The 25,275-nt window shown below is 64.3% G+C and carries 21 protein-coding genes and 1 pseudogene; 19 read left to right on the top strand and 3 right to left on the bottom strand.

Annotated elements, in window-relative coordinates; genetic code table 11:
- Window positions 1–12 precede the first annotated feature (12 nt).
- Together M2D63_RS11455 and M2D63_RS11450 are read left to right on the top strand one after the other, a co-directional pair.
- Entirely contained in the window at window positions 13–1,023 is a 1,011-nt protein-coding gene (locus M2D63_RS11455; protein WP_274117262.1) for a class 1 fructose-bisphosphatase, read from the top strand.
- Between the two features lie 3 nt (window positions 1,024–1,026).
- On the top strand, window positions 1,027–1,623 hold the full coding sequence (locus M2D63_RS11450) for a DUF924 family protein (protein WP_285863027.1): 597 nt from the start codon (window positions 1,027–1,029) through the stop codon (window positions 1,621–1,623).
- 80 nt (window positions 1,624–1,703) lie between these two features.
- Here M2D63_RS11450 and M2D63_RS11445 read toward each other — a convergent pair whose 3' ends face one another.
- Window positions 1,704–2,492 (bottom strand): methyl-accepting chemotaxis protein, encoded by a 789-nt coding sequence (locus tag M2D63_RS11445; RefSeq protein ID WP_405309842.1) that lies wholly within the window; start codon window positions 2,490–2,492, stop codon window positions 1,704–1,706.
- A gap of 66 nt (window positions 2,493–2,558) precedes the next feature.
- A pseudogene (locus M2D63_RS11440) lies at window positions 2,559–3,596 on the bottom strand (cache domain-containing protein); the annotation flags it as partial.
- Window positions 3,597–3,832: 236 nt separating this feature from the next.
- Here M2D63_RS11440 and M2D63_RS11435 point away from each other — a divergent pair.
- Both M2D63_RS11435 and M2D63_RS11430 read left to right on the top strand, forming a co-directional pair.
- The gene (locus M2D63_RS11435; RefSeq protein ID WP_285863025.1) at window positions 3,833–4,087 is read left to right on the top strand and encodes a hypothetical protein; all 255 of its coding nucleotides are present in this window, start codon (window positions 3,833–3,835) and stop codon (window positions 4,085–4,087) included.
- The gene (locus M2D63_RS11430) at window positions 4,084–4,659 is read left to right on the top strand and encodes a lipocalin family protein (RefSeq protein ID WP_285863024.1); all 576 of its coding nucleotides are present in this window, start codon (window positions 4,084–4,086) and stop codon (window positions 4,657–4,659) included. Before M2D63_RS11435 ends, M2D63_RS11430 begins: the two co-directional genes overlap by 4 nt.
- Before the next feature lie 64 nt (window positions 4,660–4,723).
- Here M2D63_RS11430 and M2D63_RS11425 read toward each other — a convergent pair whose 3' ends face one another.
- The gene (locus M2D63_RS11425) at window positions 4,724–6,088 is read right to left on the bottom strand and encodes a formimidoylglutamate deiminase (RefSeq protein ID WP_285863022.1); all 1,365 of its coding nucleotides are present in this window, start codon (window positions 6,086–6,088) and stop codon (window positions 4,724–4,726) included.
- A 142-nt stretch (window positions 6,089–6,230) separates the two neighbouring features.
- Here M2D63_RS11425 and hutC point away from each other — a divergent pair, with 142 nt between their 5' ends.
- The 15 genes from hutC (at window position 6,231) to mdoH (ending at window position 25,181) form a co-directional block, all read left to right on the top strand.
- Window positions 6,231–6,941: a histidine utilization repressor gene (gene hutC, locus M2D63_RS11420; RefSeq protein ID WP_285863116.1), complete on the top strand. Its 711-nt coding sequence runs from the start codon at window positions 6,231–6,233 to the stop codon at window positions 6,939–6,941.
- Window positions 6,938–7,516: a HutD family protein gene (locus M2D63_RS11415; protein WP_285863021.1), complete on the top strand. Its 579-nt coding sequence runs from the start codon at window positions 6,938–6,940 to the stop codon at window positions 7,514–7,516. Before hutC ends, M2D63_RS11415 begins: the two co-directional genes overlap by 4 nt.
- Before the next feature lie 312 nt (window positions 7,517–7,828).
- Window positions 7,829–9,508, top strand: a complete 1,680-nt coding sequence (gene hutU / locus M2D63_RS11410) for a urocanate hydratase (RefSeq protein ID WP_285863019.1) — start codon at window positions 7,829–7,831, stop codon at window positions 9,506–9,508.
- Window positions 9,509–9,706: 198 nt separating this feature from the next.
- Window positions 9,707–10,672, top strand: a complete 966-nt coding sequence (locus tag M2D63_RS11405) for an ABC transporter substrate-binding protein (protein ID WP_285863018.1) — start codon at window positions 9,707–9,709, stop codon at window positions 10,670–10,672.
- Window positions 10,673–10,702: 30 nt separating this feature from the next.
- Window positions 10,703–11,554 carry a proline/glycine betaine ABC transporter permease gene (locus M2D63_RS11400; protein WP_285863017.1) on the top strand — a complete coding sequence of 284 codons (852 nt, stop codon included), beginning with the start codon at window positions 10,703–10,705 and terminating at the stop codon, window positions 11,552–11,554.
- Window positions 11,551–12,378 carry a glycine betaine/L-proline ABC transporter ATP-binding protein gene (locus M2D63_RS11395; RefSeq protein WP_285863016.1) on the top strand — a complete coding sequence of 276 codons (828 nt, stop codon included), beginning with the start codon at window positions 11,551–11,553 and terminating at the stop codon, window positions 12,376–12,378. The genes M2D63_RS11400 and M2D63_RS11395 overlap by 4 nt, the downstream gene beginning before the upstream one ends.
- Window positions 12,379–12,386: 8 nt before the next feature.
- On the top strand, window positions 12,387–13,910 hold the full coding sequence (gene hutH / locus M2D63_RS11390) for a histidine ammonia-lyase (RefSeq protein ID WP_285863015.1): 1,524 nt from the start codon (window positions 12,387–12,389) through the stop codon (window positions 13,908–13,910).
- 21 nt (window positions 13,911–13,931) lie between these two features.
- Window positions 13,932–15,464, top strand: a complete 1,533-nt coding sequence (gene hutH, locus M2D63_RS11385; RefSeq protein WP_285863014.1) for a histidine ammonia-lyase — start codon at window positions 13,932–13,934, stop codon at window positions 15,462–15,464.
- Between the two features lie 142 nt (window positions 15,465–15,606).
- Window positions 15,607–17,016, top strand: a complete 1,410-nt coding sequence (locus M2D63_RS11380; protein ID WP_285863013.1) for an amino acid permease — start codon at window positions 15,607–15,609, stop codon at window positions 17,014–17,016.
- Window positions 17,017–17,031: 15 nt separating this feature from the next.
- A complete protein-coding gene (gene hutI, locus M2D63_RS11375) occupies window positions 17,032–18,237 on the top strand; it encodes an imidazolonepropionase (protein ID WP_285863012.1) in 1,206 nt (401 codons plus the stop codon).
- 10 nt (window positions 18,238–18,247) lie between these two features.
- The gene (hutG, locus tag M2D63_RS11370) at window positions 18,248–19,051 is read left to right on the top strand and encodes an N-formylglutamate deformylase (RefSeq protein ID WP_285863010.1); all 804 of its coding nucleotides are present in this window, start codon (window positions 18,248–18,250) and stop codon (window positions 19,049–19,051) included.
- Between the two features lie 181 nt (window positions 19,052–19,232).
- Window positions 19,233–20,204: a prolyl aminopeptidase gene (pip, locus tag M2D63_RS11365; RefSeq protein ID WP_285863009.1), complete on the top strand. Its 972-nt coding sequence runs from the start codon at window positions 19,233–19,235 to the stop codon at window positions 20,202–20,204.
- A complete protein-coding gene (gene dtd, locus M2D63_RS11360) occupies window positions 20,201–20,638 on the top strand; it encodes a D-aminoacyl-tRNA deacylase (protein WP_285863008.1) in 438 nt (145 codons plus the stop codon). The genes pip and dtd overlap by 4 nt, the downstream gene beginning before the upstream one ends.
- Window positions 20,639–20,899: 261 nt before the next feature.
- Complete coding sequence (locus M2D63_RS11355; RefSeq protein ID WP_285863007.1) at window positions 20,900–22,615, top strand: glucan biosynthesis protein G; 1,716 nt, start codon at window positions 20,900–20,902, stop codon at window positions 22,613–22,615.
- Window positions 22,608–25,181, top strand: a complete 2,574-nt coding sequence (mdoH, locus tag M2D63_RS11350) for a glucans biosynthesis glucosyltransferase MdoH (protein ID WP_285863006.1) — start codon at window positions 22,608–22,610, stop codon at window positions 25,179–25,181. Before M2D63_RS11355 ends, mdoH begins: the two co-directional genes overlap by 8 nt.
- The last annotated feature ends 94 nt before the right edge of the window (window positions 25,182–25,275 follow it).

Genomic DNA, 25,275 nt, shown 5'->3' with positions numbered 1-25,275 from the left:
TCGGAGCCTTACATGTCCCGCGTTACCCTGAGTCGCTATTTGATTGAGCAGACCCGCAGCAACAGCACCCCTGCCGATCTGCGCTTCCTGATCGAAGTGGTAGCGCGTGCGTGCAAGGAAATCAGCCACAACGTTTCCAAAGGCGCCCTTGGCGGCGTCCTGGGCAGCATGGGCACCGAAAACGTGCAGGGCGAAGTCCAGAAGAAACTGGACGTGATTTCCAACGATATCCTGCTCGAAGCCAACGAATGGGGCGGCCACCTGGCCGGCATGGCGTCCGAAGAAATGGACAACGCCTACCAGATCCCGGGCAAGTACCCTAAAGGCGCCTACCTGCTGGTCTTCGACCCGCTGGACGGTTCGTCGAACATCGACGTCAACGTTTCGGTCGGCACCATCTTCTCGGTACTGCGTTGCCCCAATGAGTACCTGAGCCAGAACGAAAGCCTCAACGAGCAGGCCTTCCTGCAGCCGGGCACCAAGCAGGTTGCCGCCGGTTATGCGATCTACGGCCCGCAGACCATGCTGATCCTGACCCTGGGCAACGGCGTCAAGGGCTTCACCCTGGACCGCGAACTGGGCAGCTTCGTACTGACCCACGAGAACATCAAGGTGCCGGAAACCACCGCCGAATTCGCCATCAACATGTCCAACCAGCGTCACTGGGAAGCCCCGGTCAAGCGCTACGTCGGCGAGTTGCTCGAAGGCGAGACCGGCCCGCTGAAAAAGAACTACAACATGCGCTGGATCGCCTCGATGGTTGCCGACGTGCACCGCATCCTGACCCGTGGCGGCCTGTTCATGTACCCACGCGATGCCCGCGAGCCTTCCAAGCCGGGCAAGCTGCGCCTGATGTACGAAGCCAACCCGATGTCCTTCATCATCGAACAGGCCGGCGGTGCCTCCACCGACGGCAAACAGCGCATCCTCGACATCCAGCCCGAGAGCCTGCACCAGCGCGTAGCGGTGTTCCTCGGCTCCAAGCAGGAAGTCGAACGCGTTACCGGTTATCACCAGGAGTAAGTCATGCTCGCACCTTGGCAGCCGTTACTGGAATGGTGGTTCGGATGGGGCACCAGCCCCCAGGACGTCGCTGACGAGAAGGGCACCTTGTGGTTCGGCAAGCACCACGACGACGAAGCGCGCGAGCTTTTCGGCGACCTGGTTGCCCAAGCCCTGGCCGGTGGCCTCGATGAGTGGCTGCAATGCCCGCAGGGCTGGCTGGGCCTGGTGCTGCTGCTGGACCAGTTGCCGCGCATGATCCACCGCGACACGCCGCACGCCTTCGATGGCGACCGGCGTGCGCAGGTGGTGGTGATGCAAGGCCTGCAGAAGAAGTGGGACTTCCAGCTGCTGCCCATCCAGCGGGTGTTCATCCTGCTGGCGCTGGAGCATGCCGAGGTGTTGGACTGGCAGAACCTGAGCGTCGAGCGCTACCAGGAATTGCTGGACGAGCAGCCGGAGCAGTCGCGCCGACTGTTCGAAGGCTTTCTCGACTACGCCGAGCAGCACCAGCGGGTGATTGCCCGCTTTGGTCGCTTCCCGCATCGCAATCTACTGCTGAATCGGCCGAGTACCGATGAGGAAATGGATTTTCTGCTGGAGCCGGGTTCCCGGTTCTAAGGCGGATTCGATCGCGGGGCAAGCCCGCTCCCACAGGATTCAACCATGCCCTGTGGGAGCGGGCTTGCCCCGCGATGCGGTCAAATCCTGAAACTGCCCACCAGATGCTTCAACCGCTCGACCTGATGCTCCAGGTCGTTGCAGGCCCGCAACGTCGCCTGCAGGTTCTCCACCCCTTCCTGATTCAGCGTATTGATCTCGGTGATGTCGACATTGATCGACTCGACCACGGCCGTCTGCTCTTCGGTGGCGGTGGCGACCGACTGGTTCATGCCGTCGATCTCGCCGATGCGCTGGGTCACGCTGCCCAGGCGCTCACCGGCCTGGTTGGCGATGCCGACGCTGTGCTGGCTGTGGCTCTGGCTTTCGGTCATGGTGCTGACCGCCACACGGGCGCCGGCCTGTAGTTCTTCAATGATGCGCTGAACCTGCTGGGCCGAGTCCTGGGTACGGTGGGCGAGGTTGCGCACTTCGTCGGCGACCACCGCGAATCCGCGACCGGCCTCGCCGGCACGGGCAGCCTCGATGGCGGCGTTGAGCGCCAGCAGGTTGGTCTGCTGGGAGATGCCGCTGATCACTTCGAGGATCTGGCCGATGTTCACCGTGTTGGCGTTCAGGGTTTCGATGTTGCCGCACGAATCGCTGATCTTCGCCGACAGCTGGTTCATCACCTCGATGGTCTGTTCGACCACTTGCTGGCCATCTTCAGCCAGGTTACGGGCCTCGCTGGAGTGCTGGGAGGCGAGGGCAGCGTTCTGGGCGATTTCCTGGGCGGCGGCGCCCAGCTGGTTGATTGCTGCGGCGACGCTGCTGGTGCGACTCGATTGCTGGTCGGCGTTGTGGATCGAGGCATTGGAGGCGCTGACCACGCGCAGGGCCACTTCGTTGACCTGGCCGCTGGCCGAGGCCACTTCGCGGATCGACTCGTGGATACGTTCGACGAAGCGGTTGAACGACTGGCCGAGGCTGCCGAATTCATCCTGGGCGTGGATGCGCAGGCGGCGGGTGAGGTCGCCTTCGCCTTCGGCGATATCGTGCATGGCCCGGCCCATGACGTGCAGCGGCTCCATCAGCACGCGGATCAGCACACCGAGCAGGGCGATGATGATCAGCACCGCAATCACCGTGGCAACGATGGCCGAGGTGCGCAGTTCGCTGAGCATGGCAAAGGCGAAGTCCTGGTCGAGCACCAGGGCGACGTACCAGTCGGCCGAAGGCACGCCGTTGACCTTGGTAAAGGTGATGAACTGCTTGCGGCCATCGACCTCGGCCTCCTTGAGCCCGCTGCCGATCCGCGGGGTGTGTTGCGGATAGGCCTCTTCGAGGTTTTTCAGCACCAGCTTGGCATCCGGGTGCACCAGGATCTTGCCGTCGCCGTTGACGATGAAGGCCTGGCCGTGACCGTCGAAGTTCAGCGCATTGATGATCGCGCTGATGCTGTCCAGGTCGGTATCGGCACCGCTGACACCGATCAGGCGACCCTGGTGCTGCACCGGGGTGGCCAGGGTGATGACCAGCTTGTTCGCCGACACCGAGATGTAGGGTTCAGTGACGATGGTCTGGCCGGCGCTGCTGGCGGCCTTGTACCAGCCGCGCACGCGCGGGTCGTAGTCGGCGGCGCGGTTACCTTGCGGCACCGACTGCATGGCGCCGTCCTGGCCGCCGAAGTAGGTCAGCAGGAAGTTGCTGCCGTACACCGGCAGGTTGAGGCTGCGGGTCAGGCTGTCCTTGCCGGGGCCATCGATGGCGACTTGCTGGGACAGCGACTGCAGGATCTGCATGCGGCTTTGCAGCCAGGTCTGGATATTGCTGCTGGTCAGGCTGCCGAGTTCCTGCATCGAGGATTCGGTGTTGGCCAGCAGGGTCTGGCGCTGGCGGTAGTCATTGAACAGGATGAAACAGGTGAAGGCGACCGCGACCACCAGGGCGGCGGCGAGCAGGATCTTGTGGCTGAACTTCAGGTTTTTTGTCATTGCGGGGGTCTGTCTGCACAAGGCGGGTCTACGGAGGAGGGCGCGGCAATCGGTCGCAGCGCCTTCCTGTGTCGTCCGCTGCGGGCAAAAGATTAATCCGATATCGATCCAGGCGACCAAAGGCATGGATCTGGCGCAAGGAAAGGCCGGTGGCCAGGGAACCTGCGGCGGTTTTGCCCTTCTAAGCTGTCGGTAGGCCACTGCGCCTGCGCCCTCATGTCCAGGAGTGACCTTTCATGTCGTTGCGTTCCCTCGCCCTGCTGTCCTTGTGCGTGTTTCTGACTGCGTGCAACAAGATCAACCAGGAAAACTACTCACACATCAAGACCGGCATGGCCAAGGCCGAGGTCGAGCAGCTGCTCGGCAGCCCCAAGGAATGTTCCGGCGCCCTGGGCATGTCCAGCTGCACCTGGGGTGACGACAAGGCCTTCATCAGCGTGCAATACGCCGCCGACAAGGTGCTGATGTATTCCGGGCAGGGACTCAAATGAAACGTCTACACCTGTTGCTGGCGCTGTGTGCCGGCCTGATCCTGGGTGGCTGCGCCAACTCGGGCACGGGGCCGGTACCGCCCAAGACAGTCGAGAAGGTCGACCTCAAGCGTTACCAGGGCAAATGGTTCGAGCTGGCGCGCCTGCCCATGTACTTCCAGCGTGACTGCGCCCAGTCCGAGGCACACTACAACGTCAAGCCCGATGGCTCGCTCGGAGTACTCAACCGTTGCCTGACCCGCGAGGGCGAGTGGCAGGAAGTCAGCGGTAGTGCAACACCACAGGTGCCGGGCAAGACCGACAAGCTCTGGGTGGAATTCGACACCTGGTTCTCGAAAGTGCTGCCGGGCGGCATCAAGGGTGACTATTGGGTGCTCTATATCGGCGACGGCTACCAGACGGCGCTGGTCGGCAACCCGGATCGCAAGTACCTGTGGATCCTCTCGCGCAAGCCGACGATTCCGGCACTGGAGCGCGAAAGCTTGCTGGCCAAGGCGCGGCAGCAGGGCTACGACACCACTCGCCTGATCTGGCGCGTGGCGGACAAGGACATGGTCGCCCACACGCCTTGAGGGCCCATCGCGGGGCAAGCCCGCTCCCACAGACGGTGTGGGAGCGGGCTTGCCCCGCGATAGCTCAACCCAGCAATTCCCGCAGAACCCCGGCAAACGCCTGGGCGCTTTCTTCCTCATCGGCATGGCGCCCCTGGCGCACTACCCACTGGCCGTTGACCATCACATCGCGCACCTGGCGGTCGCTGCCGGCAAACAGCCAGCGATTGAGAATGCCATCGCCGCTGGCGGTGGCCAGGTACGGGTCGTTGCCGTCGAGCACCAGCCAGTCGGCACGCTTGCCAACGCTCAGCTCGCCAATGGCTTGCCCCAGCGCCTGGGCACCGCCGCTCAGGGCGGCATCGTACAGCGTGCGTCCGACCATCGGCTGATCGCTGCCATACAGGCGGTTGCGCCGTTGGTCGCGCAGGCGCTGGCCGTACTCCAGCCAGCGCAGTTCCTCGACCACGCTCAGTGATACATGACTGTCCGAGCCGATCCCCAGGCGACCGCCCTGGGCCAGGTAGTCCACCGCCGGGAAGATACCGTCGCCCAGGTTGGCTTCGGTGGTCAGGCACAGGCCGGCAATCGCGCCGCTGCGGGCCATCAGGGTGACTTCGTCGGGCTCGGCGTGGGTGGCGTGTACCAGGCACCAGCGTTGATCGACTTCGGTATTTTCATACAGCCATTGCAGCGGCCGGCGTCCGCTCCAGGCCAGGCAGTCGTCGACTTCCTTTTGCTGTTCGGCAATGTGGATATGCACCGGGCAGGCCTTGTCGCTGGCGGCCATGACCTGGGCGATCTGCTCCGGAGTGACGGCGCGCAGCGAGTGGAAGCACAGGCCCAGTTGCTGGGCGGGTTGCTCGGCCAGCAGCGGCGCCAGCTGCTGCTGTAGCTTGAGGTACTGCTCGGTGCTGTTGATAAAGCGCCGCTGGCCGTCGTTCGGTGCCTGGCCGCCGAAGCCTGCGTGGCTGTACAGCACCGGCAACAGGGTCAGGCCGATACCGCTGGCACGGGCTGCCTGGCTGATGCGCAACGACAGTTCGGCCGGGTCGGCATAGGCCTTGCCCTGGGTGTCGTGGTGCACGTAATGGAATTCGGCCACCGAGGTGTAGCCGGCCTTGAGCATCTCGATGTACAGCTGCCGGGCGATGACCTGCAACTGCTCGGGGCTGATCTTGCCGACCAGGCGGTACATCAGTTCACGCCAGGTCCAGAAGCTGTCATTGGGATTGCCCGCCACTTCCGCAAGCCCCGCCATGGCGCGCTGGAAGGCGTGCGAGTGCAGGTTGGGCATGCCTGGCAGCAGCGGGCCGGCCAGGCGCTCGGCGCCTGCGGCCGAGCCGCCGGCCTGGATACTGGCCAGCAAGCCATCGGCGCCGACCTCGATTCGGACGTTTTCGGCCCAGCCGCCAGGGAGCAACGCACGTTCGGCAAAGAAGACGGACATCGACACGGCACCTCGTTGTGATTATTTGTATATACATATACAGACGTTTGCCTGCTGGGTAAACTCCGGCAAGCTACCGTTCATTCAACCGAGAAGGACATTTATCGTGCCGACACCTCCTGTCTCCGCGCTGGTTGCCCAGATGGGCGAGGGGCCGGCGCCGCTGTATGCCCGGGTCAAGCAGATGATCGCCCTGCAGATCCAGAACGGCAGCTGGCCGCCGCACCATCGCGTGCCGTCGGAAAGCGAGCTGGTCAGCCAGCTGGGCTTCAGCCGCATGACCATCAACCGCGCCCTGCGCGAACTGACTGCCGAAGGCTTGCTGGTGCGCATGCAGGGCGTCGGCACCTTCGTCGCCGAACCCAAGACCCGCTCGGCGCTGTTCGAGGTCAACAACATTGCCGACGAGATCGCCGCCCGCGGCCACCAGCACACTTGTCAGGTGATTACCCTGGCCGAAGAGGCCGCCGGCTCCGAGCGCGCCCTGGCCCTGGACATGCGCGAAGGCCAGCGGGTGTTTCACTCGTTGATCGTGCACTACGAAAACGGCATTGCCGTGCAAATCGAAGATCGCTTCGTCAATGCACAGATCGCCCCGGACTACCTCAAGCAGGACTTCACCCGGCAGACGCCCTACGCCTATCTGTCCCAGGTCGCACCGCTGACCGAGGGCGAGCACGTGGTCGAGGCGATTCTCGCCGAGCCGGAAGAATGCCGTCTGCTGCAAATCGAAGAGGGCGAACCGTGCCTGCTGATCCGCCGCCGTACCTGGTCGGGGCGTCAGCCGGTGACGGCCGCTCGTCTGATTCATCCCGGATCCCGTCACCGTCTTGAAGGACGCTTCAGCAAATGAGCCAGTTGCAGGTATTACGCGCCAAAGACTATCCCCGCATGCCCTGGAAGAACGGCGGCGGCAGCACCGAAGAAATCACCCGCGATGGCGGTGAAGGCCTGGAAGGCTTCGGCTGGCGCCTGTCGATCGCCGACATCGGCGAGTCGGGCGGATTCTCCAGTTTCGCCGGCTACCAGCGGATCATCACCGTGCTGCAGGGCGAGGGCATGCAGTTGCAGGTCGATGGTCAGGCGGCCCGGCCGCTACTGCCGTTCGATGCCTTTGCCTTTAAAGGTGAAAGCCAGGTCAGCTGCCGTTTGCTCGGCGGGGCCATTCGTGACTTCAACCTGATCTACGCACCGCAACGTTACCGCGCGCGCCTGCAGTGGTTCAGCGAGCCGACCCGGCTGTTCAGTTCCGCCGACACCGTGCTGCTGTTCAGCGCCCAGGGTGCGTTGAGCCTGGGCCTCAGCGGCCACCCACAACAGCAACTGGGCCTGTACGACTGCGCTCAGTTGACCGGCAACCAGCAACTGCTGGAGCTGGAAACCGATGGCCGTTGCTGTGTCATCGAGCTGTCAGACGTTTCCCGGTAACGCACTTTTCTCCACACGCTGTTACCGAATGCCCCAAGGTGGCGCAATGCCGCCTTGGTTGTCTCTCCCCCTCGCGACACCCTCCAAACACTTTTCGAAACCCTCAAGGCCTTGATTTTCCTGGTCTGGACTCATCAGTCACGTTTTTCTTCCAGGTTGTATAGGCAACTTGGCCGCTCAATTGCATATGCTTGTATGTACAAGTAAAGATGTGTGCGTATAAGTGGACAGGCCATCCCTTCTGCGCTGTTGAAGCCGCCCTATGACCCCTGCCGGGTCGGGTTTGAATCGATCGCTTGAGGAGCCCTTTTCGTGACTGACAACAACCTGAACAAATTCCGTGACGTCGAAATCCGCGCCCCGCGCGGTAACAAGCTGACTGCGAAGAGCTGGCTGACCGAAGCGCCGCTGCGCATGCTGATGAACAACCTCGACCCGGAAGTGGCAGAGAACCCGAAAGAACTGGTGGTGTACGGTGGCATCGGCCGTGCCGCGCGCAACTGGGCCTGCTACGACAAGATCGTCGAAAGCCTGACCAACCTGAATGACGACGAAACCCTGCTGGTGCAGTCGGGCAAGCCGGTCGGCGTGTTCAAGACCCACGCCAACGCCCCGCGCGTGCTGATCGCCAACTCCAACCTGGTACCGCACTGGGCCAACTGGGAACACTTCAACGAACTGGATGCCAAGGGCCTGGCCATGTACGGCCAGATGACCGCCGGCAGCTGGATCTACATCGGCAGCCAGGGCATCGTCCAGGGCACCTACGAAACCTTCGTCGAAGCCGGTCGCCAGCACTACAACGGCAGCCTCAAGGGCAAGTGGGTCCTGACCGCGGGCCTGGGCGGCATGGGCGGTGCCCAGCCACTGGCCGCAACCCTGGCCGGCGCCTGCTCGTTGAACATCGAATGCCAGCAGAGCCGCATCGACTTCCGCCTGAGCAGCCGTTATGTCGACGAGCAGGCCAAGGACCTGGACGACGCTCTGGCACGCATCGCCAAGTACACCGCCGAAGGCAAGGCCATCTCCGTCGCCCTGCTGGGCAACGCTGCCGAAATCCTGCCTGAGCTGATCAAGCGTGGCGTGCGCCCGGACATGGTCACCGACCAGACCAGCGCCCACGACCCGCTCAATGGCTACCTGCCAGCCGGCTGGACCTGGGAGCAGTACCGCGACCGTGCGCAGACCGAACCGGCTGCCGTGGTCAAGGCCGCCAAGCAATCGATGGCCGTGCACGTCAAGGCCATGCTCGAGTTCCAGAAGCAGGGCATCCCGACCTTCGACTACGGTAACAACATCCGCCAGATGGCCAAGGAAGAGGGCGTGAGCAACGCGTTCGACTTCCCGGGCTTCGTACCGGCCTACATCCGTCCGCTGTTCTGCCGCGGTATCGGTCCGTTCCGCTGGGCGGCACTGTCGGGTAACGCCGAGGACATCTACAAGACCGACGCCAAGGTCAAGGAACTGATCCCGGACGACGCCCACCTGCACAACTGGCTGGACATGGCCCGCGAGCGCATCAGCTTCCAGGGCTTGCCGGCACGTATCTGCTGGGTTGGCCTGGGTCTGCGTGCCAAGCTGGGCCTGGCGTTCAACGAAATGGTCCGTCGCGGCGAGCTGTCGGCACCGATCGTCATCGGCCGCGACCACCTGGACTCCGGCTCGGTCTCCAGCCCGAACCGCGAAACCGAAGCCATGCGTGATGGTTCCGACGCCGTTTCCGACTGGCCGCTGCTCAACGCCCTGCTCAACACCGCCAGCGGCGCGACCTGGGTCTCGCTGCACCACGGTGGTGGCGTCGGCATGGGCTTCTCCCAGCATTCGGGCATGGTTATCGTCTGTGACGGTACCGACGAGGCTGCCGAGCGTATCGCCCGCGTTCTGACCAACGACCCGGGAACCGGTGTGATGCGTCACGCCGATGCCGGTTACCAGATCGCCATCGATTGTGCCAAAGAGCAGGGCCTGAACCTGCCGATGATCACCGGCTGATCCGAGGGCTGCTTGCAGCCCATCGCGGGACAAGCCCGCTCCCACAGAAGCAGCACCACCTCCTCTGTGGGAGCGGGCTTGCCCCGCGATGAGGCCTCTAGCACCGACATCGTTTCATGGAAAAGGGACGATCGCTCGCATGGCCGCGTTTGCCACTGGACTGCCGATATCCACTTTCATGTTTGGGAGCGTCACCTGATGAAAATGACCAAGACCCTGCTCGCGTCGCTGTTCGCCGTTGGCCTGCTCGGCAGCGCCGGCGCCCAGGCGGCCACCTGGTGTGAATCCGGCAAGCCGGTGAAATTCGCCGGGTTGAACTGGGAAAGCGGCATGTTGCTGACCGACGTGATGCAGTTCGTGCTGGACAAGGGCTACGGCTGCAAGACCGACAGCCTGCCGGGCAACTCCATCACCATGGAGAACGCCCTGGGTACCAACGATATCCAGGTCTTCGCCGAAGAGTGGGTAGGTCGCAGTGAGGTCTGGAAGAAGGCCGAGGCGGCCGGCAAGGTGGTCGGCGTCGGTTCGCCCGTGGTCGGTGCGGCCGAAGGCTGGTATGTGCCGCGCTACGTGATCGAAGGCGATGCCAAGCGCAAGCTCGAGGCCAAGGCGCCTGAGCTCAAGGGTATTGCTGACCTGGGCAAATACGCCGAAGTCTTCCGCGATCCGGAAGAGCCAGGCAAAGGTCGTTTCTACAACTGTCCGGCCGGCTGGACCTGCGAGCTGGATAACAGCCGCATGCTCAAGGACTACGGCCTGGAAGACAAATTCACCAACTTCCGCCCGGGCACCGGCCCGGCGCTGGATGCTGCGGTATTGTCGAGCTACAAGCGCGGCGAACCGATCCTGTTCTACTACTGGTCGCCCACCCCGCTGATGGGTCAGGTCGACCTGGTCAAGCTGGAAGAAAAACCCGGCGTGGACAACAGCGTGTCGATCAAGGTCGGCCTGTCCAAGACCTTCCACGACGAGGCGCCCGAGCTGGTCGCGGTGCTGGAGAAGGTCAACATGCCGATCGATTTGCTCAACCAGAACCTGGCCCGCATGGCCAAGGACCGCATCGAATCGCCGGCACTGGCCAAGATCTTCCTCAAGGAACATCCTGAAGTCTGGCATGCATGGGTCAGCGAAGACGCCGCGAAGAAAATCGAAGCAGCGCTCTGAGCTTCCACTTCTACCTGATGAGTGAACCCTATGTTTCCCGAAAACTTTACCTTCTCCATCGCTGACTGGGTCAATGGCTGGGTCGATGCGCTGGTGACCAACTACGGCGATGTGTTCCGGCACATCTCCGACACCCTGCTCTGGGCCATCGTCAACCTCGAAGGCCTGCTGCGGGCAACGCCCTGGTGGCTGATGCTGGGCCTGGTGGCAGTCATTGCCTGGCACGCTACCCGTCGGATCCTGCCGACCGTGGTCATCGCCGGCCTGTTGTTCCTGGTCGGCATGGTTGGCCTGTGGGACAAACTGATGCAAACCCTGGCGCTGATGCTGGTGGCCACGCTGATTTCGGTGCTGGTGGGCGTCCCCCTGGGGATCCTCTCGGCCCGCAGCAACCGCCTGCGTGCGGTGCTGATGCCGATGCTCGACATCATGCAGACCATGCCCAGCTTCGTGTACCTGATTCCGGTGCTGATGCTGTTCGGCCTGGGCAAGGTGCCGGCGATCTTCGCCACCGTGATCTACGCCGCGCCACCGCTGATCCGCCTGACCGACCTGGGTATCCGCCAGGTGGACGGCGAAGTCATGGAAGCGATCAACGCCTTCGGCGCCAACCGCTGGCAGCAACTGTTCGGCGTGCAACTGCCGCTGGCCCTGCCAAGCATCATGGCCGGCATCAACCAGACCACCATGATGGCCCTGTCGATGGTGGTGATCGCCTCGATGATCGGCGCCCGTGGCCTGGGTGAGGACGTGCTGATCGGCATCCAGACCCTGAACGTCGGTCGCGGCCTGGAAGCGGGCCTGGCCATCGTGATTCTCGCGGTAGTGATCGACCGCATTACCCAGGCCTACGGTCGGCCACGGCATGAGGTGAGCAAATGAACACGCAGGTCAGCAAGATCGAAGTGAAGAATGTCTTCAAGATCTTCGGTAACCGGGCCGACGAGGCCCTGCAACTGATTCAGCAAAAGCGCAGCAAGGAGCAGGTACTGGCCGAGACCGGCTGCGTGGTCGGGGTCAACGACCTGTCATTGTCGATCGGCAGCGGCGAGATCTTCGTGATCATGGGCCTGTCCGGTTCCGGCAAGTCGACCCTGGTGCGTCACTTCAACCGCCTGATCGACCCCACCAGCGGCGCGATCCTGGTCGATGGCGAAGACATCCTGCAGTACGACATGGAAGCGCTGCGCAACTTCCGCCGACGCAAGATCAGCATGGTGTTCCAGAGCTTCGGCCTGCTGCCGCACCGTAACGTGCTGGACAACGTCGCCTACGGCCTGAAGGTGCGCGGCGAGAGCAAGGAACTGTGCAACGAACGCGCCCTGCACTGGATAAACACCGTGGGCCTGAAGGGCTACGAGAAGAAGTACCCGCACCAGTTGTCCGGCGGCATGCGCCAGCGGGTCGGCCTGGCCCGCGCCCTGGCGGCGGACACCGACATCATCCTCATGGACGAAGCCTTCAGCGCCCTGGATCCGCTGATCCGCGCCGAAATGCAGGACCAGTTGCTGGAACTGCAGAAGACCCTGCACAAGACCATCGTGTTCATCACCCATGACCTCGATGAAGCCGTGCGCATCGGCAACCGCATCGCCATCCTCAAGGATGGCCGCCTGATCCAGGTCGGTACGCCGAAAGAGATCCTCCATTCGCCGGCCGACGAGTATGTCGACCGTTTCGTTCAACGCCGTGCGGCAACAGTCTGAGGTTGGCCATGTCGCAAGTTGAAACCATCGTGATTGCCGACGCCCCGCTGCGTTGGCAGGACATCGCCGCCGTGGCCCGCCATGGCGCGCGCCTGGAGCTGGCGCCACTGGTGTGGGCGCGCATCGACAATGCCCAGGCCATCGTTCGTCACATAGTCGAAAGCGGTGAGCGTGCCTACGGCGTGAACACCGGCCTGGGCGCACTGTGCAACGTGTCGCTGCAGGGCGAGCAGCTCAGCGCGCTGTCGCGCAACACCCTGCTCAGCCACGCCTGCGGCGTTGGCCCGGCGCTGCCCGATGAGCAGACCCGGGCGATCATCTGCGCGGCCATCGCCAACTACAGCCATGGCAAGTCCGGTATCCAGCGCGGCGTGGTCGCAGCGCTGCTGGCCCTGCTCAACCGCGGCATCACCCCGCAAGTGCCGTCCCAGGGCTCGGTGGGCTACCTGACCCACATGGCCCATGTCGGCGTGTGCCTGCTGGGCATCGGCAAGGTCAGCTACCGCGGCCAGATCGTCGACGCGGCCCAGGCCCTGGCCGCCGAAGGCCTGGAGCCGGTGCAGCTGGGGGCCAAGGACGGGCTCTGCCTGGTCAACGGTACGCCGTGCATGACCGGCCTGGCCAGCCTGGCACTGGACGACGCCACCCGCCTGCTGCACTGGGCCGACGTGATCGGTGCCATGAGCTTCGAGGCCCTGCGTGGGCAGATCGCGGCGTTCGATGCCGAGATCATCGCCCTCAAGCCGCACCCGGGCATGCAGGTGGTAGGTGAGAACCTGCGCGCGCTGCTCGATGGCAGCGAAGTGATCGCTTCGAGCAAGGGCATCCGTACCCAGGACGCCCTGAGCATTCGCTCGATCCCGCAGGTGCATGGTGCTGCCCGTGACCAGCTGGCCCATGCCGCGCGGCAGATCGAAGCCGAACTCACCGGCGCCAACGACAACCCGCTGCTGCTGGGTACGCCGGACAACTTCCGGGTGATGTCCCAGGCCAACCCGCACGGTCAGTCGGTGGCCATGGCCGCCGACCTGCTGGCCATCGCCATGGCCGAGATCGGTTCGATCGCCGAGCGGCGCCTGGACCGTCTGGTCAACCCGCACGTCAGCGGCTTGCCGGCGTTCCTGGTCAGCAACCCCGGGGTCAACTCGGGAATGATGATCGCCCAGTACGTCGCCGCTTCGCTGTGCGCCCAGAACCGCCAGCTGGCGCAGCCGGCGGTGCTGGATAACTACGTCACCTCGGGCCTGCAGGAAGACCACCTGAGCCTGGGCACCAACGCCGCACTGAAGCTGCACCAGGTGCTGGAGAACTGCACCCAGGTGCTGGCCATCGAGTACCTGCTGGCGGCCCAGGCCTTTGAATTCCTCAAGACCCAGCGTTTCGGCGCCGGTACCGATGCGGCGTGGCAGCTGCTGCGCGAACAGGTACCCGCCTATCTGGAAGATCGCTGGCTGGCACCGGACATCGCCCGTGCCGCCGAGCTGCTCAAACAACCGCAACTGCTTCAGCGCGTACTGACGACGCTGCACTGAATAAAGACAAGGAGTAAAAATATGAACGCATTCAATCTGGTTCCCGGGCAACTGACCCTGGCCCAACTGCGCAGCATCTACCGTCAGCCCGTACGCCTGACCCTGGACGCCAGCGCCAACGCACAGATCGACGCCAGCGTTGCCTGCGTCGAGCAGATCCTGGCGGAAAACCGTACCGCCTACGGCATCAACACCGGTTTCGGCCTGCTGGCCTCGACCCGTATCGCCAGCCACGACCTGGAAAACCTGCAGCGCTCGCTGGTGCTGTCCCACGCCGCCGGTGTCGGCGCGCCGCTGGACGACGCCATGGTGCGCCTGATCATGGTGCTCAAGGTCAACAGCCTGAGCCGTGGCTTCTCCGGGATCCGTCGCAAGGTCATCGACGCGCTGATCGCCCTGGTCAACGCCGAGGTCTACCCGCACATCCCGCTCAAAGGTTCGGTGGGCGCTTCCGGCGACCTGGCACCGCTGGCGCACATGTCGCTGGTCCTGCTCGGCGAAGGCAAGGCGCGCCACAAGGGCCAGTGGCTGTCGGCCACCGAAGCCCTGGCGGTTGCCGGCCTGGAGCCGCTGACCCTGGCGGCCAAGGAAGGTCTGGCCCTGCTCAACGGCACCCAGGCGTCCACCGCCTATGCCTTGCGCGGACTGTTCGAAGGTGAAGACCTGTTCGCCGCCGCCACCTCGATCGGCGCCCTGACCGTTGAAGCCGTGCTCGGCTCGCGTTCGCCGTTCGATGCGCGTATCCATGCCGCCCGTGGCCAGCGTGGGCAGATCGACGTCGCCGCTTGCTACCGCGACCTGCTCGGCGACGGCAGCGAGATTTCCGCCTCCCACGAAAACTGCGGCAAGGTCCAGGACCCGTACTCGCTGCGCTGCCAGCCACAGGTCATGGGCGCCTGCCTGACCCAGTTCCGCCAGGCGGCCGAAGTGCTGGCCATCGAAGCCAACGCCGTGTCCGACAACCCGCTGGTGTTCGCTGCCGAAGGTGACGTGATCTCCGGTGGCAACTTCCACGCCGAGCCGGTGGCCATGGCCGCCGACAACATGGCCCTGGCCATCGCCGAGATTGGTTCGCTGAGCGAGCGCCGCATCTCGCTGATGATGGACAAGCACATGTCGCAACTGCCGCCGTTCCTGGTGGCCAATGGCGGGGTCAACTCCGGCTTCATGATCGCCCAGGTCACCGCTGCCGCCCTGGCCAGCGAGAACAAGGCCCTGGCGCACCCGCATAGCGTCGACAGCCTGCCGACCTCGGCCAACCAGGAAGACCACGTATCGATGGCGCCGGCTGCCGGCAAGCGCCTGTGGGAAATGGCCGAAAACACCCGTGGCGTACTCGCCGTGGAATGGCTGGGCGCCGCCCAGGGCCTGGACCTGCGCGAGGGCCTGAAGACTTCGCCGAAGCTGGAAAAGGCCCGTGAGATCCTGCGTGGCAAGGTCGCCCCTTACGAGAAAGACCGCTTCTTCGCGCCGGACATCGAGGCGGCCATCGTCCTGCTGGCCGAAGGTCAACTGACCGGCCTGCTGCCGGCCCAGGTCCTGCCTAGCCTGTAACGTCCCCGGGGCCGCCTTGCGGCCCATCGCAGGCTTCGCCAGCTCCCACACCACCTGTAGGCGCTGGCGAAGCCTGCGATGGGCTGCAAAGCAGCCCCAATGTCATCCAGCGACACTCCAAGAACAAGAAGAAGGACGCGACATGCAACAAGCAGAAGGCCTCAAACGCGGCCTGACAGCCCGGCACATTCGCTTCATGGCCCTCGGTTCGGCCATCGGCACCGGCCTGTTCTACGGTTCCGCCTCGGCCATCCAGATGGCCGGCCCCGCAGTACTGCTGGCCTACCTGATCGGCGGCGCGGCAGTCTATATGGTCATGCGCGCCCTGGGCGAGATGGCCGTGCACAATCCGGTGGCCGGCTCCTTCGGCCACTACGCCAGCACCTACCTGGGGCCGATGTCCGGCTTCATCCTGGGCTGGACCTATGCCTTTGAAATGATCATCGTCTGCCTGGCCGACGTGACCGCCTTTGGTATCTACATGGGCTTCTGGTTCCCGGAGGTGGCCCGCTGGATCTGGGTGCTGGGCATCGTCTTCCTGATCGGCGGGCTGAACCTGTGCAACGTCAAGGTTTTCGGCGAGATGGAGTTCTGGCTGTCGCTGCTCAAGGTCGGCGCCATCGTGGCAATGATCCTGGCCGGTTTCGGCATCATGATCTTCGGCCTGAGCACTGCCGGTGCCGACAACGCGGTGGGCATCAGCAACCTGGTGGACCATGGCGGCTTCCTGCCCAACGGCATCGGTGGCCTGATCGCCTCGTTCGCCGTGGTGATGTTCGCCTTCGGCGGCATCGAGATCATCGGCATCACCGCCGGTGAAGCCAAGGACCCGCAGCACGTGCTGCCCAAGGCCATCAACGCTGTACCGATGCGCATCCTGTTGTTCTACGTCCTGACCCTGTTCGTGCTGATGTGCCTGTACCCCTGGCCACAGATCGGCAGCCAGGGCAGCCCGTTCGTGCAGATCTTCAGCAACCTGGGCATCGGCTCGGCGGCGACCGTGCTGAACATCGTGGTGATCTCGGCGGCGGTGTCGGCGATCAACAGCGATATCTTCGGCGCCGGCCGCATGATGTACGGCCTGGCCCAGCAAGGTCACGCGCCCAAGGGCTTTGCGAAAATCTCTCGCCACGGCGTGCCGTGGATGACCGTGCTGGTCATGGGCGCGGCCTTGCTCGGCGGCGTGGTGCTCAACTACCTGATCCCGGAAAACGTGTTCCTGCTGATCGCCTCGATCGCCACTTTCGCCACCGTCTGGGTGTGGCTGATGATCCTGGTGACCCAGGTCGCGATGCGTCGCAGCATGAGCCGTGAAGAAGTGGCCCAGCTCAAGTTCCCGGTGCCGTTCTGGCCCTACGGACCTGCAGCGGCGATTGTCTTCATGCTGTTCGTGTTCGGCGTGCTCGGTTATTTCCCTGATACTCAGGCAGCGCTGCTGGTCGGCGTGGTCTGGGTGCTGTTCCTGGTCGCCTCCTACCTGTTGTGGTGCAAGCCACGGGCAGGGCAGGGCGCAGCGTCGCAAGCCCAGGATATTTCCCAACTTCAGCGTTAACAACGGAGACATTGCATGAAAACCCTCTGGCAGCATTGCCATGTGGCGAGCATGGCCCAAGGCACTTACTCGATCATCGAAGACGCGGCGATTGTCACCAGCGCCGGACATATCGAGTGGATTGGTCCGCGCCAGTCGCTGCCGGCCATCAGCGCTGACAGAACGGTGGACCTGGGCGGCGCCTGGGTCACCCCGGGGCTGGTCGACTGCCACACCCATGCGGTGTTCGGCGGCAATCGCAGCGGCGAGTTCGAGCAGCGCCTGCAAGGCGTCAGCTATGCCGAGATCGCCGCCCAGGGCGGCGGTATCGCCAGCACCGTGCGGGCGACCCGGGCGGCCAGCGAGGACGAGCTGTTCGCCAGCGCCCGCCAGCGGGTCCAGGCGTTGATGCGCGATGGTGTGACCACCCTGGAGATCAAGTCCGGCTACGGCCTGGACCTGGACAGCGAGCGCAAGTTGCTCAAGGTGATCCGTCGCCTGGGCGAAGAGTTGCCGCTGACCGTGCGCAGCACGTGCCTGGCGGCCCACGCCTTGCCGCCGGAGTACAAGGACCGCGCCGACGACTACATCAGCCACATCTGTGACGAGATGCTGCCGGCCCTGGCCGCCGAGGGGCTGGTCGATGCCGTCGATGCCTTCTGCGAATACCTGGCGTTTTCCCCGGCCCAGGTCGAGCGGGTGTTCATCAAGGCCCAGGCCCTGGGCTTGCCGGTCAAGCTGCATGCCGAGCAGTTGTCGTCGTTGGGCGGCTCGAGCCTGGCCGCGCGCTACCACGCGTTGTCGGCCGATCACCTGGAATTCATGACCGAGGACGATGCCATTGCCATGGCTGCAAGCGGCACTGTCGCGGTGCTGCTGCCCGGTGCGTTCTACTTCCTGCGTGAAACCCAGTTGCCACCGATGGACGCCCTGCGCAAGCATGGGGTGAAGATCGCCATTTCCACCGACCTCAACCCCGGCACCTCGCCGGGATTGTCGCTGCGCCTGATGCTGAACATGGCCTGCACCCTGTTCCGCATGACCCCGGAAGAAGCCCTGGCCGGCGTGACCCTGCATGCGGCCACCGCCCTGGGCCTGGGCGACAGCCATGGTTCGCTGGAAGTGGGCAAGGTGGCGGACTTCGTCGCCTGGCAGATCGAGCGTCCGGCAGACCTGTGCTACTGGCTGGGGGGCGACCTGCCCAAGCGGGTCGTGCGCCTGGGCCGTGAAATTTTCAATTGAGGGAGCGCCTATGGACAAGGTACTGAGTTTTCACCAGGGCAGCCTGCCGCTGCTGATCAGCATGCCGCACGCCGGCCTGCGCCTGAGCCCGGTGGTCAAGGCCGGGCTGGTCGAGCCGGCGCGCAGCCTGCCCGATACCGACTGGCACATTCCGCGCCTGTACGATTTTGCCCGCGAGCTGGGGGCCAGCGTGGTCGCGGCCGAGTACTCGCGCTTCGTCATCGACCTGAACCGTCCGGATGACGACAAGCCCCTGTATGCCGGCGCTACCACTGGCCTGTATCCGGCCACCCTGTTCGAGGGCGAGCCGCTGTTCGAGGCCGGCAAGGAGCCGTCCGCCGAGGAGCGCGCCGAGTATCTTGAAGGTATCTGGCGCCCGTACCACGACACGATCCGTCGCGAACTGGCGCGCCTGCGCGAGCAGTTCGGCTATGCGCTGCTCTGGGATGCCCACTCGATCCGCTCGCATATCCCGCACCTGTTCGAGGGCAAGCTGCCGGACTTCAACCTCGGCACCTTCAATGGCGCCAGTTGCGATCCGCAGCTGGCCGAGCGCTTGCAGGGCGTCTGCGCCGGGTTCGAGCGGTACAGCCATGTGCTCAATGGGCGCTTCAAGGGCGGGCATATCACCCGTCACTATGGCGATCCGGCCAATCACATCCATGCGGTGCAGCTGGAGCTGGCGCAGAGCACCTATATGGAGGAGGTCGAACCGTTCGAGTATCGCGAGGATCTGGCCCAGCCGACCCAGGAGGTGTTGCGCCAGTTGCTGCAGACGGTGCTGGTCTGGGGGCGGGAGCGCTACCAGGCTTGAGATCGGGGTGGTCCCATCGCCGGCTATGCCGGCTCCCACAATGGATTGGCATCCATCAATCCCTGTGGGAGCTGGCGAAGCCTGCGATAAAGGCGCCCAAGCGCAACACAGGTACATGCTCAAAGCGCAATTCAGGTTTATGATGCCCAACGGCAGAATAATTCCCCACACGGAGTGCGTAATGCAGACCTTGTACCCGCAGATCAAACCCTACGCCCGGCACGATCTGGCCGTGGAAGCACCGCATGTGCTGTATGTCGACGAGAGCGGTTCGCCCGAAGGTCTGCCGGTGGTGTTCATCCATGGTGGCCCGGGTGCGGGCTGCGATGCCCAGAGCCGCTGCTACTTCGATCCCAACCTGTACCGGATCATCACCTTCGACCAGCGCGGCTGCGGTCGCTCGACCCCCCATGCCAGCCTGGAAAACAACACCACCTGGCACCTGGTCGAAGACCTGGAGCGCATCCGCAAGCACCTGGGCATCGACAAGTGGCTGCTGTTCGGCGGCTCCTGGGGCTCGACCCTGGCCCTGGCCTATGCCCAGACTCACCCCGAGCGGGTCCACGGCCTGATCCTGCGCGGCATCTTCCTGTGCCGTCCGCAAGAGATCGAATGGTTCTACCAGGAAGGTGCCAGCCGGATGTTCCCGGACTACTGGCAGGACTACATCGCGCCGATCCCTGCCGAAGAGCGCGGTGACCTGGTCAAGGCCTTCCACAAGCGCCTGACCGGCAACGACCAGATCGCCCAGATGCATGCGGCCAAGGCCTGGTCGACCTGGGAAGGGCGCACCGCGACCCTGCGGCCCAACCCGCTGGTGGTCGACCGCTTCTCCGAGCCACAGCGCGCGCTGTCGATCGCCCGCATCGAGTGCCACTACTTCACTAACAATGCCTTCCTCGAACCGGACCAACTGATCCGCGACATGCCGAAGATCGCCCACCTGCCGGCGGTCATCGTCCATGGCCGCTACGACGTGATCTGCCCACTGGACAACGCCTGGGAACTGCACCAGGCCTGGCCGAACAGCGAGCTGAAGGTGATTCGCGATGCCGGCCATGCCGCATCCGAGCCGGGCATCACCGATGCCCTGGTGCGTGCCGCCGACCAGATGGCCCGCCGCCTGCTCGACCTGCCTTTGGAAGAAGCATGAAGGGGCTGCTGCAACGGGTACGGGGCGCACGGGTGGATGTCGACGGAAAGACCGTCGGCGCCATCGACCAGGGCTTGCTGGTGCTGGTGGCGGTCGAGCCCGGCGACACCCAGGCCCATGCCGACAAGCTGCTGCACAAGCTGCTCAACTACCGGGTGTTCAGTGACCCACAGGGCAAGATGAACCTGTCGCTCAAGGACATCGACGGCGGTTTGCTGCTGGTGTCGCAGTTCACCCTGGCCGCCGACACCCAGAGCGGCCTGCGCCCGAGCTTTTCCACCGCGGCACCGCCGGCGCTGGGCGAGGCGCTGTTCGACTATTTGCTGGGCCAGGCGCAGGCCCGGCATGCCACGGTTGCCAGTGGCCAATTTGGTGCAGACATGCAGGTGCACCTGGTCAATGATGGCCCCGTAACATTTATGTTACAAATCTGAGGGCAAAAAACCCCTGTTTGCAGGAAAACAAGGGGTTTTGTAGCATAAATAGTTTGCTTGGCCTGATGCGTTGTAACGCGCCCTGCTGGATAATCGCGCGCTATGTGGACCTGCGTTCGTGGGTTCGTTTCACTCTGACTTGAGCCTGTCCGGAACCGTTTGGGGAATCATTGCGCCCTTTCGGAGTCCGAACAGTGCTCGCCAACCTGGCATATGTCGCTGGCCGTTGGTTCTTTGATCTGTTTTCGGCGAGGGTTGCTCGTGATTGTAAGTCCCTGTAATGCACCAAGTACTCCCGGCAATCGGCTGCGCAAGGCCTTGTTGGCAGGCGCAACGCTGGTAGGCCTGTTCAGCGCTGGCCAGCTCTGGGCGTTCAACCTTGACGACGTGGCTGCCAAGGCAAAGGATCTTGCCGGACAAAAGTACGAGGCACCGAAAAGCAATCTGCCGGCCGTGTTCCGTGACATGAAGTACGGCGACTACCAGCAGATCCGCTTCCTGCCGGAAAAAGCCGAGTGGGCCAAGGAAAAGACCCCGTTCAAGCTGTCCTTCTATCATCAGGGCATGCATTTCGACACGCCGGTGAAAATCAACGAAATCACCGCCAACTCGGTCAAGGAAATCAAGTACGACCCGAGTCGCTTCGATTTCGGCACCGTGCAGTTCGATCCCAAGGCCACCGAAAACCTGGGCTACGCCGGTTTCCGTGTGCTGTACCCGATCAACAAGGCCGACAAGCAGGATGAAATCATGACCCTGCTCGGCGCCAGCTATTTCCGCGTGGTCGGCAAGGGCCATGTCTATGGTCTGTCGGCCCGTGGCCTGGCCATCGACACCGCACTGCCGTCGGGCGAAGAGTTCCCGCGCTTCACCGAGTTCTGGGTCGAGCACCCGAAACCGACCGACAAGCACCTGGTGATCTACGCGCTGCTCGACTCGCCGCGCTCCACCGGCGCCTACAAGCTGACCCTGCGTCCGGGCAGCGACACCATTGTCGACGTCAAGTCCAAGGTGTTCCTGCGTGATCACGTCAGCCGCCTGGGCATCGCCCCGCTGACCAGCATGTTCCTGTTCGGCGGCAACCAGCCGTCCAAGGTGCTCAACTACCGTCCGGCCCTGCACGACTCCGAAGGCCTGTCGATCCACGCCGGCAACGGCGAGTGGCTGTGGCGCCCGCTGAACAACCCGAAACACCTGGCCGTGAGCAACTTCAGCGTCGAGAACCCGCGTGGTTTCGGCCTGCTCCAGCGTCAGCGTGACTTCAGCCAGTTCGAAGACCTCGACGACAACTACCAGAAGCGCCCAAGCGCCTGGATCGAGCCGGTCGGTGACTGGGGCAAGGGCACCGTCGACCTGGTCGAGATCCCGACTGCCGACGAAACCAACGACAACATCGTTGCCTTCTGGAGCCCTGAAAAGCTGCCGGAGCCAGGCACCCCGTTCGAATACGCCTACCGCCTGCACTGGACCATCGACGAGTCCGAGTTCCACTCGCCGAAGCTGGGCTGGGTCAAGCAGACCCTGCGTTCCACCGGTGACGTCAAGCAGTCCAACCTGATCCGCCAGCCAGACGGCAGTGTGGCCTTCCTGGTCGACTTCGAAGGCCCGGTACTCAAGGCCCTGCCGGAAGACACCGCGGTGCGTAGCCAGGTCAGCGTCGGCGACAACGCCGAACTGGTGGAAAACAACCTGCGCTACAATCCGGAAATCAACGGCTGGCGCCTGACCCTGCGGTTGAAGGTCAAGGACCCGAGCAAGTCCGTGGAAATGCGCGCGGCGCTGCTGCGTGACGTCCCGGTCGAGCCGGCCAAGCCTGCAAAACCTGCCAAACAGGACAAGGCAGCGGCCAAGCAAGCCAAGGCCGAGAAACCTGCCGAGCAACCTGCCGCCGACGCGGCGTCCACCACCGGGACACCGGCCACCACCGAACAGGTGCTGACCGAGACCTGGAGCTACCAGTTGCCTGCCGATGAGTAATTCTCAAGCTCGGCCAGAATCGCTTGGCGAATACCTGGCCCACCTACCACTGAGCGACGAGCAGCGGGCAGAACTTGCCAGCTGCAACTCCTTCAGCGAGCTGCACCAGCGCCTGTCGGCGCAGCCGGCCGTCCGTGATGCCGAGGCCGTCCAGGCTTCGGTGGGCAGCCGCCTGACCATGACCTGCGCTGCCGACATGGAAGAGGCCGAGATGCTCGGCCTCGACGCCAGCGGTCGCGTGTGCCTCAAGGCCACGCCGCCGATCAAGCGCACCCGGGTGATTCCCGAGCCCTGGCGGACCAACATCCTGATCCGCGCCTGGCGCCGCCTGACCGGGCGCACCAATGCCCCGGCACCGGCCAAGCGCGAGCTGCCCAAGGCGCGCTGGCGCTGGGTCGGTTCCATGCGCCGCTACATCCTGCTGGCGCTGATGCTCGGCCAGACCATCGTTGCCGGCTGGTACATGAAGGGCATCCTGCCGTACCAGGGCTGGTCGTTCGTCGACCTCGACGAGGTCATGCACCAGTCGCTGCTGCAAACGGCCACGCAAGTCTGGCCCTATGCGCTGCAGACCAGCATCCTGATCCTGTTCGGCATCCTGTTCTGCTGGGTGTCGGCGGGCTTCTGGACCGCGCTGATGGGCTTCCTCGAACTGTTGACCGGCCGTGACAAGTACCGCATCTCCGGCAGCAGTGCCGGCAACGAGCCGATCGAGGCCGGTGCGCGTACCGCGATCGTCATGCCGATCTGCAACGAAGACGTACCCCGGGTGTTCGCCGGCCTGCGCGCGACCTTCGAGTCGGTCGCGGCTACCGGTGACCTGGACCGTTTCGACTTCTTCGTGCTCAGCGACACCAACGACACCGATATCGCCGTGGCCGAGCAACAGGCCTGGCTGGAAGTCTGCCGCGAGGCCAAGGGCTTCGGGCGGATCTTCTATCGCCGCCGTCGTCGCCGGGTCAAACGCAAGAGCGGCAACCTCGACGACTTCTGCCGTCGCTGGGGTGGCGACTACCGCTACATGGTGGTGCTCGACGCCGACAGCGTGATGAGCGGCGAATGCCTGACCAGTCTGGTGCGGCTGATGGAAGCCAACCCGGACGCCGGCATCATCCAGACCGCGCCCAAGGCGTCGGGCATGGACACCCTGTATGCGCGCATGCAGCAGTTCGCCACCCGCGTCTATGGTCCGCTGTTCACCGCCGGCCTGCACTTCTGGCAGTTGGGCGAGTCGCACTACTGGGGCCACAACGCGATCATCCGGATGAAACCCTTCATCGAGCACTGCGCCCTGGCGCCGCTGCCGGGCAAGGGCGCCTTCGCCGGTGCGATCCTGTCCCACGACTTCGTCGAAGCTGCGCTGATGCGCCGTGCCGGCTGGGGCGTGTGGATTGCCTACGACCTGCCGGGCAGCTATGAAGAACTGCCGCCGAACCTGCTCGACGAGCTCAAGCGCGACCGGCGCTGGTGCCACGGCAACCTGATGAACTTCCGCCTGTTCCTGGTCAAGGGCATGCACCCGGTACACCGTGCGGTGTTCCTCACCGGGGTGATGTCGTACCTGTCGGCGCCGCTGTGGTTCTTCTTCCTGGTGCTGTCGACGGCGCTGCTGGCGACCAACACCCTGATGGAGCCGCAGTACTTCCTCGAACCACGGCAGTTGTACCCGCTGTGGCCGCAGTGGCACCCGGAGAAGGCCATCGCGCTGTTCTCCACCACCATCGTGCTGCTGTTCCTGCCCAAGCTGCTTAGCGTCATCCTGATCTGGGCCAAGGGCGCGAAGGAGTTCGGCGGGCGCTTCAAGGTGACCCTGTCGATGCTGCTGGAGATGCTGTTCTCCATGCTGCTGGCGCCGGTGCGGATGATCTTCCACACCCGCTTCGTCCTGGCTGCCTTCCTGGGCTGGGCCGCGACCTGGAACTCGCCACAGCGTGACGACGACTCCACCCCGTGGAGCGAAGCGGTGCGTCGCCATGGTCCACAGACCCTGCTGGGCGTGGCCTGGGCCTTGCTGGTGGCCTGGCTGAACCCGAGCTTCCTGTGGTGGCTGGTGCCGATCGTAGGCTCGCTGATGCTGTCGATCCCGGTGTCGGTGATCTCCAGCCGGGTGCACCTGGGCCTGCGGGCCAAGGACGAGAGCCTGTTCCTGATCCCTGAGGAATACGCTACGCCCCATGAGTTGCTGGCGACCGACCAGTACACCCACGAAAACCGTTGGCATGCCATGCACGACGGCTTCGTCCGGGCTGTGGTCGATCCGCAGCAGAACGCCCTGGCCTGTGCCCTGGCCACGGCCCGCCATGGCGTTGCCGCACCGATCGAGTCGCTGCGTGCCGAGCGCATTGGCAAGGCCCTGGACCTGGGGCCGTCCGGTATCGACGGCAACACCCGCCTGGCGCTGCTCAGCGACCCGGTCGCCCTGGCGCGCCTGCACAACCGCGTGTGGGACGAGAAGAACGACGCCTGGCTGGGCGTCTGGCGCGCGTCGATCGCCAACGATCCGCACTCGCCGTTGCTGCCATTGCATCCTGAGCCCGTGGCACAGCCTTCGTTGGCCAGTGCCTGACCCTTCGCGGGACAAGTCGAGTCGGGGGGGGGGCGCGCCCGAACGGGGCCGGGGCGGGGGCGCGGGGGGGGGCGGGGGCCCCGCGGGGGGCGCG

The sequence above is a fragment of the Pseudomonas sp. BJa5 genome (genome assembly GCF_030272875.2).
Lineage (GTDB): Bacteria > Pseudomonadota > Gammaproteobacteria > Pseudomonadales > Pseudomonadaceae > Aquipseudomonas.
The sequence above is the reverse complement of the archived record's forward strand: the minus strand, read 5'-3'. Positions and strand labels throughout refer to the sequence as shown.